Annotated in this window: 20 protein-coding genes and 1 pseudogene; 7 read left to right on the top strand and 14 right to left on the bottom strand. The window is 42.2% G+C overall.

The features are described 5' to 3' along the window. Positions 1-18 precede the first annotated feature (18 nt). Positions 19-1,197 (bottom strand): galactokinase, encoded by a 1,179-nt coding sequence (locus tag SPPN_RS09345; protein WP_000189883.1) that lies wholly within the window; start codon positions 1,195-1,197, stop codon positions 19-21. A 163-nt stretch (positions 1,198-1,360) separates the two neighbouring features. Here SPPN_RS09345 and galR point away from each other — a divergent pair, with 163 nt between their 5' ends. Continuing rightward, a complete protein-coding gene (galR, locus tag SPPN_RS09350) occupies positions 1,361-2,368 on the top strand; it encodes a DNA-binding transcriptional regulator GalR (protein ID WP_000212529.1) in 1,008 nt (335 codons plus the stop codon). 45 nt (positions 2,369-2,413) lie between these two features. Here galR and SPPN_RS09355 read toward each other — a convergent pair whose 3' ends face one another. From SPPN_RS09355 to czcD, 3 genes are all read right to left on the bottom strand, one after another. Next, on the bottom strand, positions 2,414-3,451 hold the full coding sequence (locus tag SPPN_RS09355; protein WP_000833733.1) for a zinc-binding dehydrogenase: 1,038 nt from the start codon (positions 3,449-3,451) through the stop codon (positions 2,414-2,416). Beyond that, a complete protein-coding gene (gene nmlR, locus SPPN_RS09360) occupies positions 3,452-3,805 on the bottom strand; it encodes a stress response transcriptional regulator NmlR (RefSeq protein ID WP_001022631.1) in 354 nt (117 codons plus the stop codon). It lies immediately after the preceding gene. A gap of 243 nt (positions 3,806-4,048) precedes the next feature. Beyond that, positions 4,049-4,939 carry a cation diffusion facilitator family transporter CzcD gene (czcD, locus tag SPPN_RS09365; protein ID WP_000645093.1) on the bottom strand — a complete coding sequence of 297 codons (891 nt, stop codon included), beginning with the start codon at positions 4,937-4,939 and terminating at the stop codon, positions 4,049-4,051. A 132-nt stretch (positions 4,940-5,071) separates the two neighbouring features. On the opposite strand from czcD, the gene sczA reads away from it, so the two are divergent. Then, complete coding sequence (gene sczA / locus SPPN_RS09370) at positions 5,072-5,608, top strand: TetR/AcrR family transcriptional regulator SczA (protein ID WP_000181704.1); 537 nt, start codon at positions 5,072-5,074, stop codon at positions 5,606-5,608. Positions 5,609-5,773: 165 nt separating this feature from the next. Here sczA and pnuC read toward each other — a convergent pair whose 3' ends face one another. The 5 genes and pseudogenes from pnuC to SPPN_RS09390 form a co-directional block, all read right to left on the bottom strand. Next, a complete protein-coding gene (pnuC, locus tag SPPN_RS09375) occupies positions 5,774-6,580 on the bottom strand; it encodes a nicotinamide riboside transporter PnuC (protein WP_000557779.1) in 807 nt (268 codons plus the stop codon). Positions 6,581-6,924: 344 nt separating this feature from the next. Continuing rightward, positions 6,925-8,445: an ABC transporter permease/substrate-binding protein gene (locus SPPN_RS09380; RefSeq protein ID WP_000182940.1), complete on the bottom strand. Its 1,521-nt coding sequence runs from the start codon at positions 8,443-8,445 to the stop codon at positions 6,925-6,927. Next, positions 8,438-9,166, bottom strand: coding sequence for an ATP-binding cassette domain-containing protein (locus tag SPPN_RS09385; protein ID WP_000575219.1), 729 nt, complete (start codon positions 9,164-9,166; stop codon positions 8,438-8,440). The genes SPPN_RS09380 and SPPN_RS09385 overlap by 8 nt, the downstream gene beginning before the upstream one ends. A 14-nt stretch (positions 9,167-9,180) precedes the next feature. Further along, positions 9,181-9,369 (bottom strand): annotated as a pseudogene (locus tag SPPN_RS12355) (nuclear transport factor 2 family protein); the annotation flags it as partial. 37 nt (positions 9,370-9,406) lie between these two features. Then, positions 9,407-9,850: a MarR family winged helix-turn-helix transcriptional regulator gene (locus SPPN_RS09390; protein WP_000655206.1), complete on the bottom strand. Its 444-nt coding sequence runs from the start codon at positions 9,848-9,850 to the stop codon at positions 9,407-9,409. Positions 9,851-10,229: 379 nt separating this feature from the next. Between SPPN_RS09390 and SPPN_RS14235 the strand changes: the two genes are divergently transcribed. Continuing rightward, the gene (locus SPPN_RS14235; RefSeq protein ID WP_257390041.1) at positions 10,230-10,361 is read left to right on the top strand and encodes a hypothetical protein; all 132 of its coding nucleotides are present in this window, start codon (positions 10,230-10,232) and stop codon (positions 10,359-10,361) included. A gap of 654 nt (positions 10,362-11,015) precedes the next feature. Here the strand turns inward: SPPN_RS14235 and SPPN_RS09395 are convergent. Both SPPN_RS09395 and pepA read right to left on the bottom strand, forming a co-directional pair. After that, complete coding sequence (locus SPPN_RS09395; RefSeq protein WP_000230148.1) at positions 11,016-11,312, bottom strand: bacteriocin immunity family protein; 297 nt, start codon at positions 11,310-11,312, stop codon at positions 11,016-11,018. Between the two features lie 21 nt (positions 11,313-11,333). Continuing rightward, entirely contained in the window at positions 11,334-12,398 is a 1,065-nt protein-coding gene (pepA, locus tag SPPN_RS09400) for a glutamyl aminopeptidase (RefSeq protein WP_000209170.1), read from the bottom strand. A gap of 237 nt (positions 12,399-12,635) precedes the next feature. On the opposite strand from pepA, the gene SPPN_RS09405 reads away from it, so the two are divergent. The 4 genes from SPPN_RS09405 (at position 12,636) to SPPN_RS09420 (ending at position 16,357) form a co-directional block, all read left to right on the top strand. Continuing rightward, a complete protein-coding gene (locus SPPN_RS09405; RefSeq protein WP_000777228.1) occupies positions 12,636-13,595 on the top strand; it encodes an ABC transporter permease in 960 nt (319 codons plus the stop codon). Next, the gene (locus tag SPPN_RS09410; protein WP_001193677.1) at positions 13,585-14,541 is read left to right on the top strand and encodes an iron chelate uptake ABC transporter family permease subunit; all 957 of its coding nucleotides are present in this window, start codon (positions 13,585-13,587) and stop codon (positions 14,539-14,541) included. Before SPPN_RS09405 ends, SPPN_RS09410 begins: the two co-directional genes overlap by 11 nt. After that, entirely contained in the window at positions 14,538-15,290 is a 753-nt protein-coding gene (locus SPPN_RS09415) for an iron ABC transporter ATP-binding protein (protein ID WP_000764297.1), read from the top strand. Before SPPN_RS09410 ends, SPPN_RS09415 begins: the two co-directional genes overlap by 4 nt. A gap of 95 nt (positions 15,291-15,385) precedes the next feature. Further along, positions 15,386-16,357: a siderophore ABC transporter substrate-binding protein gene (locus SPPN_RS09420; RefSeq protein ID WP_000858273.1), complete on the top strand. Its 972-nt coding sequence runs from the start codon at positions 15,386-15,388 to the stop codon at positions 16,355-16,357. 118 nt (positions 16,358-16,475) lie between these two features. On the opposite strand, the gene yidD is transcribed toward SPPN_RS09420, so the two are convergent. From yidD to scpB, 3 genes are read right to left on the bottom strand one after another with little or no spacing between them, the layout of a single operon-like run. Continuing rightward, on the bottom strand, positions 16,476-16,718 hold the full coding sequence (gene yidD / locus SPPN_RS09425) for a membrane protein insertion efficiency factor YidD (RefSeq protein ID WP_000821633.1): 243 nt from the start codon (positions 16,716-16,718) through the stop codon (positions 16,476-16,478). Then, complete coding sequence (locus SPPN_RS09430) at positions 16,718-17,440, bottom strand: pseudouridine synthase (protein WP_001222227.1); 723 nt, start codon at positions 17,438-17,440, stop codon at positions 16,718-16,720. Before SPPN_RS09430 ends, yidD begins: the two co-directional genes overlap by 1 nt. Next, complete coding sequence (scpB, locus tag SPPN_RS09435) at positions 17,427-17,996, bottom strand: SMC-Scp complex subunit ScpB (protein WP_000105310.1); 570 nt, start codon at positions 17,994-17,996, stop codon at positions 17,427-17,429. The genes SPPN_RS09430 and scpB overlap by 14 nt, the downstream gene beginning before the upstream one ends. Between the last annotated feature and the right edge of the window lie 14 nt (positions 17,997-18,010).

Consider the following 18,010-nt stretch of genomic DNA (forward strand, 5'->3'; position numbering starts at 1 on the left):
TATAGAGCCTCCTTTTGACTAGTCAAGGACGCGAGTGCCACCTGCAACTTCAGCGATATAGAAGCTTGGAGCGTATCCAACTACTTCCTCGTAGTGTTTGCCTACAGCTTCCTTAAAGGCCTCAACAGCATCTTTTTGCACCAAGGCAATGGCACAGCCGCCAAAACCTGCCCCTGTCATGCGAGCACCGAGAACGCCTTCTTGTGCCCAAGCTGTGTGAACAAGAGTATCCAATTCCAAGCCAGTTACTTCATAATCATGCTCCAGAGAAACGTGAGAGGCATTCATCAAACGACCAAATGTTTTCAAATCTCCTGCTTGAAGGGCTGCTTGAGCTTTGAGGGTACGTTGGTTTTCAAGCACAGCATGGCGAGCACGTTTCAAACGATTTTCATCTTTAATCAGATAGCTGTATTGGTCAAAGGCCCACTCGTCCAATTCACCCAAGGTCTGAATATCTAAGGCTGCTTGCAATTCTTCCACTGCTTTTTCACACTCAGCACGACGTTCATTGTATTTAGAGTCCGCCAATTCACGGCGCTTGTTAGTGTTCATGATAACAACGACATTGTCCTTCAAATCAAGTGGTACCAAATCATACTCTAAAGTGTTAGTATCTAGGTAAATAGCACGTTGGTCAGCCCCCATACCGATAGCAAATTGGTCCATAACGCCAGAGTTGACTCCGATAAAGTTGTTTTCTGTTTGTTTTCCGATTTTAACCAAATCGAGACGGTCTAGTTTTAAATCAAAGAGATGCTCTGCCACGACCCCTGTCAAGAGTTCCAAGGATGCTGATGAAGACAAGCCAGCACCATTTGGGATATTCCCATAAACATAAAAATCAAAACCTTTGTCAATCACGTGCCCAGCTTCTTGCAAGAAATGAAGAACCCCTTTTGGATAGTTAGTCCAGCCGTGCTCTTTTTCAAACTTAAGGTCAGCAAGAGGCACTTCTATGATACCCTTGTCCTCAAAGTTAGCTGAGTAGAAACGTAAAACTTGGTCGTCACGCTTGCGAGCTGCACCGTAAGTTCCCAAGGAAATGGCTGCTGGAAATACATGTCCACCATTATAGTCTGTGTGCTCACCAATCAAGTTGATACGACCTGGTGAAAAGAATGTTTGGTCTGCTTCTTGACCAAAAACAGCAAGAAAGTCTTTGCGAAGTGCTTCAGTAGTAAGATCTTGTGTCATATGATTTCTCCTTTTACTGTCCGTTAAGTCGTCTTAACGTGTAATCGTTTTCTTCTATTGTATCCAAGGGATTTCCCAAGGTCAATCCTTTTTACTAAAATTTTACTAAATTATCAGTAAAAGCAGAAAAATATGATATACTAACCTTAAAGAAGGAGGATTTATGGCTACCTTAAAAGACATTGCACAGCTAGCCTCTGTCTCTATCGCGACCGTATCCCGTGTCCTAAACCGCGATCAGAGCCTATCTGTTACAGAAGAAACCAGGCACCGTATTTTAACCGTTGCTGAAGAGCTGGGCTACACCAAGCACCTCAAGACAGGCGAGTCCCACAAGCCCAAGCAAAAGATTGCCATTATCCAATGGGTCAGCGAACAAGGGGAGCTGGACGACCTCTACTACTACCAGATTCGCCTAGGCATAGAAAAAAGAGCTCAAGAGTTGGACTACGATATCTTGCGCTATTTTAATGACCATCCTTTTACCCTAAGCGAGGAAGTGATTGGAATTCTCTGCATCGGAAAATTTAGCCGAGCTCAGATTTCTGCCTTTGAAGAATACCAAAAGCCTCTTGTATTTCTAGACAGTGATACACTTTCCATGGGACATACCTGCATTATTACGGACTTTTACACTGCTATGAAACAGGTTGTCGATTATTTCCTCAGTCAAGGGCTGAATCGCATTGGGATTCTAACAGGTCTTGAAGAAACAACTGATCAAGAAGAAATCATTCAGGACAAGCGTCTGGAAAACTTTAAGAACTACAGTCAAACAAAAGGAATCTATCATGATGAACTGGTCTTTCAAGGAAGCTTTACTGCCCAGTCTGGTTATGACCTGATGAAGGAGGCTATTCAGAGTTTGGGAGACCAACTCCCACCAGCATTTTTTGCAGCTAGCGATAGTTTAGCTATCGGCGCCCTCCGTGCCCTTCAAGAGGCTGGAATCAGCCTGCCAGATCGTGTCACCCTCATTTCCTTTAACGACACTAGTCTGACCAAACAGGTTTATCCTCCCCTTTCTAGCATCACGGTTTATACTGAAGAAATGGGCCGAGCAGGTATGGATATTCTTAACAAAGAAGTACTCCATGGTCGGAAAATACCTAGCCTGACCATGTTGGGAACCAAACTGACATTAAGAGAAAGTACCCTAAATCAAGAATAGGATAACATAAAAAACGAATAGAGTTCTAAAACTCCTATTCGTTTTTTATTCGATTACAATCATAGACTTAATTGTCTTACGTTCATCCATATCTTTGTAGGCTTGGTCGATATCTTCCAGTTTATAACTTGAAGTAAAGACGCGACCTGGATTGATATCACCATCAAGGACGGCTTTTAGTAAAAATTGCTTATCGTATGTTGTAGCAGAAGCTGCCCCACCTGCTACAGAGATATTTTGAATAAATGTCGAACCAAGAGCACGATTATTATAGTGTGGGACTCCTACAAAGCCCATACGCCCTCCATTATGAAGAACACCTAGCGCCTGTTCTATAGCAGCCTCCGTACCAACACATTCAAGTGCTGCGTCTGCTCCTCCACCGAGGATTTCACGCACCTTGGTAATTCCTTCTTGACCACGTTCTGCAACAACAGCTGTCGCACCTGACTCCATAGCCATCTTTTGACGGTCTTCATGACGGCTCATAAGGATAATTTGTGATGCTCCACGCATCTTAGCCGCGATGACAGCACATTGACCAACAGCCCCATCACCGATAACAACAACCTTGTCCCCTTTTTGAACATTTGCAACACGCGCCGCATGATAGCCTGTCGGCATGACATCTGCAAGAGTCAAAAGGGACTTGAGCATCCCTTCTGTATAGTCAGAAGGTTGACCAGGGATTTTAACCAGCGCCCAGTTTGCATAGTGGAAGCGAATATATTCTGCCTGAAAATCACCCCCCAAATTATTGCCAATATGATTGTCGCAAGAACCGTCAAATCCAGCAAGACAGGCATCACACTCACCACATCCATGTGTAAAAGGGACAATCACAAAATCACCTGGTTTCACCGTCGTAATGGCTTCCCCAGCTTCTTCAACAATCCCAATCGCTTCGTGTCCACTATTTTTGTGTCCAGCTTTCGTTTCTGGATTACGGTACCTCCATAAATCTGAACCACAAACGCACGCACGAACCACACGAATAATCACATCATCCGCTTCTATTATTTGCGGACGTTCAATGCTAGCAAGTCCAACCTGACCTGCCTTTGTATATACTGCTGATTTCATTTAAAATTTTCCTTCCTTATAAAGTTTAATTTTGAGATTTAAGCGATTTAAAGCCGTCTGTAACTGAGACAAGCGCTCCTCTAATTTTTTCTTTTCCTCTTCTAAAATACCAAGCCTCTCCTCTCGCGTTTCATCCCCCTTTTGGTAGAGCGACATATAGTCAACTAAACTGTCTACAGAGACACCTGTCGAACGAAAACACTTAATAAATTCCAGCGCTTCTATATCCTGATCTTGAAAATCACGAATCCCAGTTGCAGTACGAGTAATCGGTGGCACAAGACCAACCCGTTCATAATACCGAATCGTATCCGCTGAAATTCCCAACAAATCACTGGCAGATTTAATATTCATAGGCTAACCTCCTCTCCTTTCATTCACTGAGTTTAAGCTACTCTAACTCACTTATCTTATTATATAACTTTGAGTTGACTCCAAGTCAAGCATTTTGCACCTAATCGAAAAATTTTTATCATTAACAATCATATATCTGGAGTTTATACAATGCTCTTCTCTTACCAATTTTTGAAATATTTAAATAATAAAGAAATTACTCTATTCCAAATAAGATAGTACCCAAGTATTTTTCACTTTTTTCTAATGTTGATGCTCATAACTCCGTTCCAAGTCACACACCTTTCGCTTATGGGTTTGGTGAGTTTCTAGGTCAGCATCAATTTCAATGGTAATATTTTGAAAACCACAATCTTTTAGGAAAATTCGAATAGACTCTTTACAAGTTTCCATATGTTCCATTTCTTTTAGACAAACATGGACAATGGCATTTTTTTCCAAAGCATCCATAGTCCAGAGATTAAGCTGATTAAGGCTGGCCACATTGTCCAATCGCTCCAGGCCACTCTTTACTTGCTTGATATCAAGACCTTCTGGCACAGCATCCAAGAAAATCTTGAGTGTAGACCAAAAACGTGGAAGGGCTTTTGAAAGAATAAAGAAAGAAATGACAAGGGACAAAAGAGGATCTAGGATATACCAGTCCGTAAATCGAAGAACAATCGCCATCAGGATAACAGCTACCCACCCTAGCGTATCTTCCAGAAAATGCAGACTCAGAATAGACTCATTCTTTGTCTTTCCCTTACCAACCACCAGACTCGCTAACAGATTGATAGTAATCGCAATAATTCCTAACCAGAGAATCCCCTCATCATTGACTGGTTGCGGATGCAAAATCTTCGTGACATTTTCCAAAATGACTAGAACAGAGCCCGTTACGAGAATCACAGCTGTTACCAAGGCTCCTAGCAGGCTAAACCGCTTATAGCCCAAGGTGTACTGATTGTCTTCTTCACGATTGGAGATTGTTTCTAAAAAAGCTGATATTCCAATTGCAATCGCATCTCCCAAGTCATGCACAGAGTCAGCAAGAACAGCGCTAGAACCAAATATTCCACCTGCAATAAACTCAACAATGGCATAAGTCAAATTTAAGAAAAAAGCCACCCAAGCAGCATATTTTGCCTTCATATTTCTCATTCCTTTGTTATAATAGATTTATGAACACCTTGTTCATTATCATTATCCACTAAAACTCAAAGAAAGGATAGAAGCAAAAGGTCAGCTTTATTCAGTTCTGAACAATTTGCCTTAAGTGTCCATATGACTAACATTGACCGCCGTATCAGCAAAACCAAAAAAGCCATCTATCAAGCTTTTATACAACTTTTGAATGCTAAGGGCTACGAGACCACTACTGTTCAGGATATCATTGATCTCGCAGATGTGGGACGATCCACCTTTTACTGTCACTATGAGAGTAAGGAGCTTCTTCTGGACCAGCTCTGCCGCTACCTCTTCCATCATCTTTTTGAAAGAGAGCAAGCCATTTCAACCGAGGACTACCTCGCCCACCTCTTTCTCCATTTTCATAAAAACCAAGACCATATCACCAGTCTGCTATTTTCCAAAAATGACTACTTCCTCCGTCAACTCCATAAAGAGCTAGAACACCATGTCTATTCCGTGCTAGCTGATAATTTAAAAGAAGCCCACCCTAATCTGCCTACTTCTTACCTCCAACACTTGGTCATGTCCAACTTTATCGAGACATTGACCTGGTGGCTCAAAAAAGGTCAAGATTTCACAGACCAGGAAGTTGTCCAATTTTATCTAGACCTTCTCATTCCTAAAAATTGAATATAGAGTAAAGCTCAGTTGTCTTATTTCTAGGTTACTGAGTTTTTTATCTTTTCAACAACAAAAGAGGACCCGCCGATCCTCTTTTTCATACTATAAATCCTTGATTATCAACTATATCTGTTTTAATCGAAATCTCAAAACAGCACTTTCAAACATCTTTTCCTAGTTAAGTAAATCAGTATTCTGCTTAGCTGCCTTGCTCCATTGATACCAACCAACTAGACTGTTAATGAGATAAATTAGATATTTCCCTTGAATTTGCAGGCTTTCTCCCCACCAGAGATAGATTGAAAAGACATTGGTAGCCGCCCAGAATATCCACTGTTCACGGTAAACAGCTGTCATGAGGATTTGCCCTACCCCATTGGTTGCATCTGTGATTGAATCACGATAGGGACGATTGGCACCAATAGACTGATAAATGAAGCCAAAGGCCAACCACCAAAGCACACTAATGGAAAGATACTTTGTCCAGCCCTTGCCGTCCAGTTTACGCGCGACAAACTCCTGCTTTTCCTTCTTAAACTGTGCCTGATAAATCCAAACTAGAAGTCCAATTGGCTGCATGACTGTGAAGTAAAGTGTCGTCAGCACCTCACCATAAAAGCCTTTCTGTAGGGCCAAAATAAGGTAAATAACAGAGTTAATCAAGCCAAAAAGATAATTACTTGCTCGACCTTCCGATACAAAGATTACACAGATAATCCCTGTCAAGCTACAAATCATCCCAATCCAGTCAACAATACGATGTTCGTAAACCAACTCCAGCCAGAGAGGAAAACTTCCTAAAACCAGCAAATAAATCCACTGGGCAAAACTACGATGGGCAAAGAGGTCATCCCAGATAGCCTTCATAGTTCCTGAAAATCCTAAATCAGCCATAGCCGCAACCATACGACGGTAACCACCTGACATTTCACCTAGGGTTGTTTTGATATTTTCAATTTTCTTTTGCAAATAAGTATGCATCATTTCTCCTTTTGTTTTTAAAGAGCCGTGTCTGGATAGACTTTCGGACGCAACGCTCTATTAGATAATGAACTGCCTATACACAAGATTTCTAACCTTAGTCGACATGAGCTGAAACCCCTTATTTGTTAAGTAGTTCACAAAATATTATACACCTATTTTATGAATAGTCAACTGTCTTTACAGTAAAATTTTAGAAAATCATGAAAATTTTCTCTTTCTTTCCATTTTAAGTGACATTCAGTCATTCTCACATCAAAAAAGCCCAGACGAAATTGTCTGAGCATTCTTTTATCTAGTCGTTTAAGGAAGTTGAGTTCAGTATGTTTAAAGTCTCTACCCCATCATTTCTTCAACAAACCTTGTTCTTGTAGAAATTCCTTGGCTACTTGTTCCGCTGACTTGCCTTCAACACCGACTTGATAGTTGAGCTGGCTCATCTGGCTTTCAGTAATTTTACCAGCCAATTTATTGAGAACTGTTTCCAACTCTGGATGTTTCTTGAGAAGAGCTTCTTTCATCAGTGGAGCCCCTTGATAAGGTGGGAAGAGTTGTTTGTCATCGTCCAATACCTGTAAATCATAACGTGCCAACTCTGCATCGGTTGAATAGGCATCCGTGATTTGAATATCACCTGACTGAATTGCCTGATAGCGAAGGGCTGGCTCCATGGTCGCCACATTAAGATTGAGACCATACATTGACTGCAAGCCCTTATTTCCGTCTTCACGGTCATTAAACTCGAGAGTAAAACCTGCCTTCAGCTGCCCTTCCACTTTTTTCAAGTCCGAAATGGTCTTCAAGCCATATTCTTGAGCAATCTTTTTCGGAACAGCTACAGCATAGGTATTTTGATAAGACATGGGTTTGAGATAGGCTAGATGATCCTGTTTGGCAATACCATCACGCGCTACATCATAAACCTGCTCTGGCTCATGACTCACTTTCGGTGATGGCTGAAGTAAACTTTCAGTCACCGTTCCTGTAAATTCAGGATAGATGTCAATATCGCCTTTTTTCAGAGCTTCATAGAGGAAGCTTGTTTTCCCAAAATTCGGTTTAACAGTCGCAGTCATACTGGTATTTTCTTCAATGAGGAGTTTATACATATTGGCCAAAATTTCTGGTTCTGGTCCCAATTTCCCAGCAATGACCAAGTTCTCTTTCTCTTTTTGAGCCAAAAGAGCTGGACTATAAGACAAACCAAGCAATAAGGTCACCAAGGCAAAACCAGAAAAAATCGTCCGCAATTTTGCTTTTTCCATCACTTTTAGTAGGAAGTTAAAGGCAATGGCTAGCACTGCAGAAGAAAGTGCCCCAATCAAAATCAGACTGGCATTATTACGGTCAATTCCCAAAAGGATAAAGGAACCCAGTCCCCCTGCACCAATCAAGGCAGCCAAGGTTGCCGTACCGATAACCAAGACAGCTGCAGTCCGAATCCCAGACATGATAACCGGCATGGCCAGTGGAATTTCGAATTTCTTGAGACGTTCCCATCTGGTCATCCCAAAGGCAATCCCAGCCTCTTGCAGACTCGGATCAATTCCCTTGAGTCCAGTGATGGTATTTTGCAAAATCGGAAAAATCGCATAGATCACTAGAGCTGTCAATGCAGGCAAGGTTCCAATTCCCATCAAGGGGATAAAGAGTCCCAACAAGGCCAATGAGGGGATGGTCTGGAAAATCCCTGCAATCTGCAAGACCCAGTCCGCCATCTTTTCATGATAACGAAGAAATACCGCTAAGGGAATCGCGATAAAAATAGCTAGTAACAGTGTCAAAAGTGACAACTGCAAATGTTGAGATAGAGCTGTCAACCAATCACTAAAACGATCCTGAAAAGTTGCAATTAAATTAGTCATGAACACTACCTCCAAACAAGTCTGCTACAAAATCTGTTGCAGGAGCTTTTAAAATAGTCTCGGAATTCGCCACCTGGCGAATCTCTCCATCCTGCAAGACAGCAATACGGTCCGCCAATTTCAGAGCTTCATCCGTATCATGGGTTACAAAAATCGTTGTCATCCCAAATTCTTTATGCAATTCTTTCGTCAGAATCTGCAACTGTTTTCTCGAAATAGCATCCAAGGCTGAAAAAGGTTCATCCATGAGGAGAATCTTAGGCTGACCAATCATAGCACGAACAATTCCAACCCGTTGCTGTTCTCCACCAGATAGCTCACTTGGAAGTCGATGCCCATACTCGGATACTGGTAAACCAACCTTAGCCAAGAGCTCTTCTGTTTTCTGAGCAATTTCTTCCTTAGTCCAGCCCTTCATCTCAGGAATCAGGGCAATATTTTCCTCAACCGTTAGATTGGGAAAGAGAGCAATGGCCTGTAAAACATAACCAGTAGACAGACGAAGCTCCCGCTCGTCATAGTCTTTGATGCGCTTGCCATCCATATAAATATTTCCATCAGTCGGTTCCAAGAGACGGTTAATCATCTTAATCATGGTCGTTTTACCGGATCCAGAAGGCCCAACTAAAACCATAAATTCCCCATTATCAATCCGTAAATTGACATCTCTCAAGACATCTTTTTCTGTGTAGCGCAAGGCTACATTTTTGTATTCAATCATTCTTTGTCCTCATTTTAAAACTTTCCTCGATTGGTCATGTCTTCTACCTTAGGCATGACTTCCTTATTGTCCCAATGCTCCACAATTTTTCCATTTTCTAAACGGAAGATATTGTACTGGGCATAAGCAAGGCCATCAATCTGAGTCTGACCATAGCTAACCACATAATTTCCTTGTCCTAAGAGTTGGAAAATAAAGTCAAAAATGGCCTTTACTTATAAACAGCTAATTTGATCTATTTTAATCCTCTTTTGCCTTCTCTTTCAGATTCGCCAAAATTCTTTCTTGAAAGGCTTCAAATTGCCGAATTTCTTCCTCTGAAAATCCTTTGTAAAAGATCGTATCCAATTTCTGACTAACACGATGCCCCACTTCTTTCTGGGACTTGCCTAACTCCGTTAAAACTAAATACTTCTTACGCTTGTCTTTTCCACACGGACTAACAATTACAAGCTTTTGTTCCTCTAGCTTTTTTATCATAGTCGTCAGCGTATTATTCGCAAGCCCAGTCGCAAGCGCGATATCTGTCGCAGTTGCGCAGCCAGTTTTACTATTCCATAAAACCGCTAAAATCTTACCCTGTTCACCCCTATAAAGAGCCTCAGGATCTTGGCTCAGTAACTTCTGAAAAATCCGCCCATTCAACAAACGAATATGATGGGCTAGCAAATGACTATCTTTCATAACACCTCCAATTATTTCGATATCGAAATGAATAGAATAATTGTAACACTTGTCCTTTCAACTGTCAACTATTTCGATTTAGAAATAATTTTTGATAATGATTTACATCACCATACTCCGGTTCAACTAACTTTTAACGAGAGTTTCTAAACTCCTTCGTCCTCCAGTCTACAAAAGCCTTCCATCCGTACTATCCTATATTTTATTAGGAGACACGTTTTTCCTATCAGACCATTTATTTTAAAGATAGAAGTAAATCATAATTGCTTCCATCTGTTCTTCTATAGTATATTGAAGTTGGACTAGGGCACTGTATCTTCTAAAACATTGATAGAAAGCAATTTGAATTTCCCAATCAATTTGTTCGTATTTATACTCAATGAAAATCAAAGAGCAAACTAGGAAGCTAGCCGCAGGCTGCTCAAAACAGTGTTTTGAGGTTGTAGATAGAACTGACGAAGTCAGCTCAAAGCACTGCTTTGAGGTTACGGATGAAGCTGACGTGGTTTGAAGAGATTTTCGAAGAGTATTAATTTCACCTTACCCTATCTTTCTCATAGCACACTTCAAACAGCCTATCCCCTACCGTTTGACGATTCCTCACTTCGTTCCACTTCCATTACAGAAGTTTCATCACTACTATGGTCTCGGCTGACTTCTCATGATTCCTTGTTACTACGCTTTCAGCGCTCATGAGATCTCACGGGATAAGTCCTACATCTTTCCTCGTTTATACAAGATATGAGGACGTTAAAAGGTTAGAGTGAAAATAGGAAATCTGACGCAGAGTCTTTAGACTCTAGAAAGATTTATCTTTTTCACACAAACCTTAGTCCGAATTCAATTACTCTCGTGATTTACGCATATAGGTTACGACTACCTTTTTGGACTTTAGAGTTTCTGGCCCCCTTATCCGCTATATACGCCTTACTATCACCTTCCTGTTCGTAGAGCCACGATTTCGCTATCCCTTCCTCTGACGATTCTTATTTCCAGTGTCAGACTTAAAACGGTCTATCTCCAGACCGTTTTAATCCGCTACCTCACGATAGTCAGGCTTGGGAATCGCTATTGGGTTCACCGGTAGCAGGTGCCCACCGAGGACTTACACCTCAGATGCACGACATGCCCGTCGTACCAAAAAATGCTTTGATCCGCAATGGAATCAAAGCATTTTAAAGAACTCCCCGTACATAAGGGCAGAAGCCGCAGTTCCTCTGTACTTGGATTCTTCTCTTTTAATAAAGCGAGCCAAGTTGAGCAACTCAGGTGCCGGATGTTTGGGATTCTTGAGCAATTCACGATTGACCAGTCCTGAGAGACGGACTGCCAGCAATTGCTCATTTGTAGTAGACAGTTTTTTAGCAGTCTCTAGGAGAGCAGCAACTAAATCTTCACTCAAATCATGTCGAGCATGATTGTAAAGATCTTTTATAAGGCTTTCTAGGTTTGGTTCTACCATCCCTACCACCTCCCTTATGGTTTAATAATTTTTAATCAAATCAACCGTTGAACGATCCAATTTTTTCACCAAGGCTTGCAAGAAAGCTTGCGCTTCTAAGAAGTCATCCATAGCGTAGAGGGTTTGATGAGAATGGATATAACGAGCGCAAACACCGATTGTTGTAGATGGGACACCACCATTTTTCAGATGAGCTGCGCCAGCGTCTGTTCCGCCTTTACCACAGTAGTATTGGTACTTGATACCCGCTTCTTCAGCCGTTGTCAAAAGGAAATCTTTCATACCTGGGAGAAGCAAGTGACCTGGGTCGTAGAAACGAATCAAGGTTCCATCTCCAATCTTGCCTTGACCACCATAAACATCACCAGCAGGTGAGCAGTCAACTGCTAGGAAAACTTCTGGGTCAAACTTAGTTGTGGAAGTATGAGCACCACGAAGACCAACTTCTTCTTGGACGTTAGAACCCAGATAGAGTTCATTTCCGAGTTTTTGGCCTGAAAGAGCTTCCGCCAACTCGCTAACCATAAGAACACCGTAGCGATTGTCCCAAGCTTTTGAGATGATATTTTTTTCATTGGCTGTCAAGATTGCAGAGCTATCTGGTACGATGGTGTCTCCAGGACGGATGCCAAAACTTTCTGCCTCAGCCTTGTCCGCAAAACCGCCATCAAAGACGATATCTGCAATAGCTGGCATAGTTGGTCCACCCTTTCCACGAGTCAAATGTGGAGGGACAGAACCCGAAATCACAGGAATTTCACGACCGTCACGAGTCAAGAGTTTGAAACGTTGGCTGCTAACCACCATAGGATTCCAACCACCGATTTCTACCACACGGAAGGTACCATCTGGCTTGATTTCGCTGACCATAAAACCAACTTCATCCATGTGAGAAGCGACCAAGACGCGCGGTGCATCTGCAGCTTCTGAATGTTTAATTCCGAAAATACCACCCAAGCCATCTGTCACCACTTCATCCACGTGCGGTGTCAACTTTTCACGAAGATAAGCACGGACAGGTGCTTCATGACCTGAGATAGCAGCAAGTTCTGTTACTTCTTTGATTTTTGAAAATAATGTTGTCATTTCAGTTCCTTCTTTCTTTCATCCATTTTACCACTTTTTAGAGGAGAAGGATAGTGGGAAGGTGGATAGTTTCTTACTCAGTTTTCCTATAAAAAAGAGAGACAGATATTCTTTCAGGAATTTTTCTTTCTTTTTTACATTAAATTGTCAGAAATTTTATTGACAGATTAGAAAAAACATGTTACAGTAATATCCGCAGGTATCTTTCGATACCAAATCTACATGAAAGGACGGGGTATGAAACTTTCTCATTATTTAATTGGCTTACTTCTGCTCCTAGTCTTTCTCTCTATTAGCATTGGAACCAGTGATTTTTCATGGGGAAAACTCTTTGCTTTCGACCAGCAGACCTGGCTACTATTTCAGGAGTCCCGTCTTCCAAGAACCATCAGTATTCTCCTTGCGGCCTCTAGTATGAGTATGGCAGGCCTTCTCATGCAGACCATCACTCAAAATCAGTTTGCTGCTCCGAGTACAGTTGGAACCACTGAAGCCGCCAAACTGGGAATGGTATTGAGCCTCTTTATCTTTCCGTCTGCGAGTCTAACCCAAAAGATGCTCTTCGCTTTTGTTTCATCCATCATATTTACCCTCTTCTTCCTAGCCTTTATGACCATTTTTACTGTAAAGGAAAGGTGGATGTTGCCTCTGATTGGAATCATCTATAGTGGGATTATCGACTCAGTCACAGAAGTTATCGCCTATCGTTTCAATCTGGTTCAGAGTATGACTGCTTGGACCCAAGGATCCTTCTCCATGATTCAGACCCATCAGTATGAGTGGCTCTTCTTAGGCCTCATTATCCTGATAGCCGTTTGGAAATTATCCCAAACTTTTACCATCATGAATCTAGGAAAAGAAACCAGTGAAAGTTTGGGGATTTCTTACTCCCTACTTGAAAAACTAGCTCTCTTTCTGATTGCATTAACGACAAGCGTCACCATGATTACCGTGGGTGCCTTACCATTTCTTGGAGTTATTGTTCCCAATCTTATTCGCAAGCGTTATGGAGATAATCTGAGTCAAACCAAACTCATGGTCGCACTGGTTGGTGCCAATCTAGTTCTGGCTTGCGATATCCTATCCCGAGTTCTGATCAGACCCTATGAGTTGTCTGTCAGTCTCTTGCTAGGAATCATTGGTAGCCTCGTCTTTATCCTACTTCTCTGGAGAGGGGGACGAAAAGATGCAGACTAAAAGCAAACATACCAAGCTCTTCTGGATTCTCATTATTCTTGCCATCGGAGCTTGTCTTCTCTACTTTTGGCCCATCACTCACTTGTCAGCCTTTACTTGGAAGTTGCGTTCCCAAAAGATCATCGTTTATCTCTTGGTAGCCATCGCGACTGGGATTTCGACCATTAGTTTTCAAACCCTGACGGAAAATCGATTCCTGACGCCTAGTATTTTAGGAATCGAATCCTTCTACGTCCTACTACAAACCCTACTACTGGTTTTTGAAAGTAAGTTTCTTCAACTCGGGAAGTCTCCCATTTTAGAATTCCTAGTCTTACTTCTACTTCAATCCCTCTTCTTTCTCGCCTTGCAAGGCTACTTGAAGACACTGATGAAGCAAGACCTTGTCTTCATTCTGTTGATCTGTCTAGCCCTCGGAAGTCTCTTTCGAAATATCAGTACCTTCCTTCAGGTCCTGATGGATCCAAACGAATACGATAAACTGCAGAATAGTCTCTTTGCCTCCTTTCAACATCTCAACACTTCCATCCTAGCCATTGGTTCTCTGATTATCCTTGCTTTGACAATCTTTTTCTTTCGAAAAGCAGTCATTCTGGATGTCTTGCACCTACAAAGAGAAACAGCTCAGATATTGGGACTCGATGTTGAAAAAGAACAGAAAGAGCTCCTCTGGGGCATCGTACTTTTGACCTCAACGGCCACTGCCTTGGTAGGGCCCATGGCCTTCTTCGGTTTTATGCTAGCCAACCTCACCTACCTAATTGTCAATGACTATCGGCACAAGTTACTCTTTATCGTGGCCATTCTGATCGGATTTATCAGTTTGACTTTGGGACAAGCCCTAATTGAACGAGTATTTGCTCTGGAAATTCGCATCAGTATGATCATCGAGAGTGTGGGTGGCTTTTTATTCTTTATCTTACTTTACAGGAGGGCTCGTCGGTGAAACTGGAAAACATTGACAAATCCATTCAAAAACAGGATATTCTGCAAGGTATTTCCCTTGAAGTCAGTCCTCAGAAACTGACAGCCTTCATTGGTCCAAACGGTGCTGGAAAATCGACTCTCCTCTCCATCATGAGCAGACTGACCAAGAAAGATCAGGGAATTCTCAGTATCAAAGGCCGTGAAATCGAGAGCTGGAATTCGCAAGAACTGGCTCAAGAACTCACCATCCTAAAGCAGAAAATCAATTACCAAGCCAAATTGACTGTTGAAGAACTGGTCAGTTTTGGACGTTTTCCCTACAGCCGAGGTCGACTGAGACCAGAAGATTGGGGAAAAATCCGAGAAACTCTGGACTATCTGGAACTGACCAACTTAAAAGACCGCTACATAGATAGCCTGTCTGGAGGCCAGCTCCAGCGGGTCTTTATCGCTATGGTACTGGCCCAGGATACAAACTTTATCTTGCTGGACGAACCACTCAACAATCTCGATATCAAGCAAAGCGTCAACATGATGCAGATTCTCAAGCGACTGGTGGAGGAACTCGGAAAGACCATTATCATCGTTCTCCACGATATCAACATGGCCAGCCAGTATGCGGATGAAATTGTCGCCTTCAAGGACGGTCAAGTCTTTAGCAAGGGAAGAACCGATCAAATCATGCAGGCTGACCTGCTCAGTCAACTATATGAGATTCCTATCACGCTAGCTGATATCAATGGCAAAAAGATTTGTATCTATAGCTAGTAACATAGAAGCTCAAGTTAGAGAACTTTCAGTCTCTTAGTCAATAAAACCTAGAGACTCCCTAAATCGTTATCACATTTTAAAAAGGAGAAATTATGAAAACATCCCTTAAACTTTATCTCACTGCCCTAGCGGCCAGCTTCTTGCTTCTACTTGGTGCATGCAGTACAAATACAAACTCAAGCACTAGTCAGTCGGAAACAAGCAACTCTGCTCCAACAGAGATAACCATTAAAAGTTCACTAGACGAAGTCAAACTTTCCAAAGTTCCTGAAAAGATTGTGACCTTTGACCTCGGCGCTGCGGATACTATTCGTGCTCTAGGATTTGAAAAAAATATCGTTGGAATGCCTACAAAAACAGTACCAACCTATCTCAAAGACCTAGCTGGAAAAGTTAAAAATGTTGGTTCTATGAGAGAACCTGATTTAGAAGCTATCGCCGCCCTTGAGCCTGATTTGATTATTGCTTCCCTACGTACACAAAAATTCGTAGACAAATTCAAAGAAATCGCCCCAACAGTTCTCTTCCAAGCAAGCAAGGACGACTACTGGACTTCTACCAAGGTTAATATCGAATCCTTAGCAAGCGCCTTCGGCGAAACTGGTGCACAGAAATCCAAGGAAGAATTAGTCAAGCTAGACAAGAGCATTCAAGAAGTCGCTACTAAAAATGAAAGCTCTGACAAAAAAGCCCTTGCCATCCTCCTTAATGAAGGAAAAATGGCAGCCTTTGGTGCTCAATCTCGTTTTTCTTTCTTGTATCAAACCTTGAAATTCAAGCCAACTGATACTCAATTTGAAGATTCTCGCCACGGACAAGAAGTCAGCTTTGAAAGTGTCAAAGAAATCAACCCTGACATTCTCTTTGTCATCAACCGTACCCTTGCCATCGGTGGGGATAACTCTAGCAACGACGGTGTCCTAGAAAATGCCCTTATCGCTGAAACACCTGCCGCTAAAAATGGTAAGATTATCCAACTAACACCAGACCTCTGGTATCTAAGTGGAGGCGGTCTTGAATCAACAAAACTCATGATTGAAGACACACAAAAAGCCTTGAAATAAGCTGATTTAAACTCAATTTAAGTAAAATTTTGACATGATAAAACACATCCTATCAAGTAGTTCATGAAAACCTGATAGGATGCGTTTTTATCATTTTGAAATCTGTTTGCCCAGCCTCTTATTTTTCTTCTTGATTCCGTTTAAGGGAAAAGTGATCTGGGACGGGGTCCTTACCTGTTTTCGACCAGTGATGACAACGTAAAATCCGAGTCAAGCCCATCAAGACACCCTTGAAGCCATGTTTTTCAATAGCCTGAATCATGTAGTTGGAACAAGTCGGCTCAAAGCGACAAGAGGGTGGAAAGGCTGGCGAGATAAAACGTTGGTAAAAGCGCACAGGCGCTATTAAAATTCGTTTCATTATTTCTTGCTTACAGCCATGGTGTGTAGTTGGCTGATTTCTTTTTTGTTAAGACGACGGGATTCTCCTGGACGGAGTCCTGTCAAGTCTAGGTGTCCGAAACGAGTCCGAGACAACTTGTCTACTTGGAGACCAACAGCTTCAAACATCTTTTTAACCTGATGGTTACGCCCTTCATGGATGGTCAACTGCACCACAGAGCGATTTTTGACTGGGTCCACTTTGAGAATTTCATAAACAGCTGGCTTGGTTTTCTTACCATCAATCTCAAGACCACGGGTCAAGGGGCGGAGATTGTCCTTATTGGCCACACCTTTAACACGCGCGACATAAACCTTGTCAATCTCATTACGAGGGTGAATCATCTCGTCTGTAAAGTCCCCATCATTGGTCAAAATCAAGACACCTGATGTATCCCAGTCCAAACGACCCACAGGGTAAATGCGCTCTTTGACATTGGGCAAGAGGTCGACAACCGTCTTGCGACCCTTGTCATCTGTTACACTGGAAATCACACCGCGTGGTTTGTTAAGCAGATAATAGACCTTTTCTTCGTTGTAGATAGGTTGACCTTCAACTTCGACCTTGTCGCCTGACTTGATAGTGGTTGCTAGTTCACGCACCACTTGGCCGTTAACCGTCACCAAACCTTGCTTGATCAGCTCTTCTGCTTTTCTCCTACTGGCCACACCTGCGTGGGCAATATACTTATTGATTCTCATCTTCTTCTATCCTTTCACCAAATAATTGGCTTTCTTGGGCTTGAATCTCAAGCTCATCAATCACTGGTAATTCTTCTAAATGGTTTATCCCCATGTAATCTAGGAAATAATCCGTAGTCACATAGAGGTTGGGGCGCCCCAATACTTCCTTTTTCCCGTCTTCCTTTATCAGGTCAAAAGCTTGCAACTTTGCCAAGGCTCCACTCGAGTTAACCCCACGGATGGCATCAATTTCTATCCGCGTAATCGGCTGTTTGTAGGCAATAATGGACAAGGTCTCAAGGGCAGCCCGAGACAAGCTCTGGTTGATAGGCGCCTTAGAGTATTCCTTCAAAATCTCTGCAAATTGAGGCTTGGTCACCAATCTATAAGCACCACTTGTCTCAATCAAAGCCAAACTGGAATCTGGGTCCTTTTCATACTTCTGGGCTAATTTTCCTAAACTCTGCTGGATGCCTGTCGGTGGCAGAGAGAGGAGTTCAGCTAACTGGCGGACCCGAATCCCATCTTCACCCGCTACAAACAAGAGCGCTTCTATTTTTGCTAAAGTACTCATCTTTCCTCTCTATC

The organism is Streptococcus pseudopneumoniae IS7493 (genome assembly GCF_000221985.1).
Lineage (GTDB): Bacteria > Bacillota > Bacilli > Lactobacillales > Streptococcaceae > Streptococcus > Streptococcus pseudopneumoniae.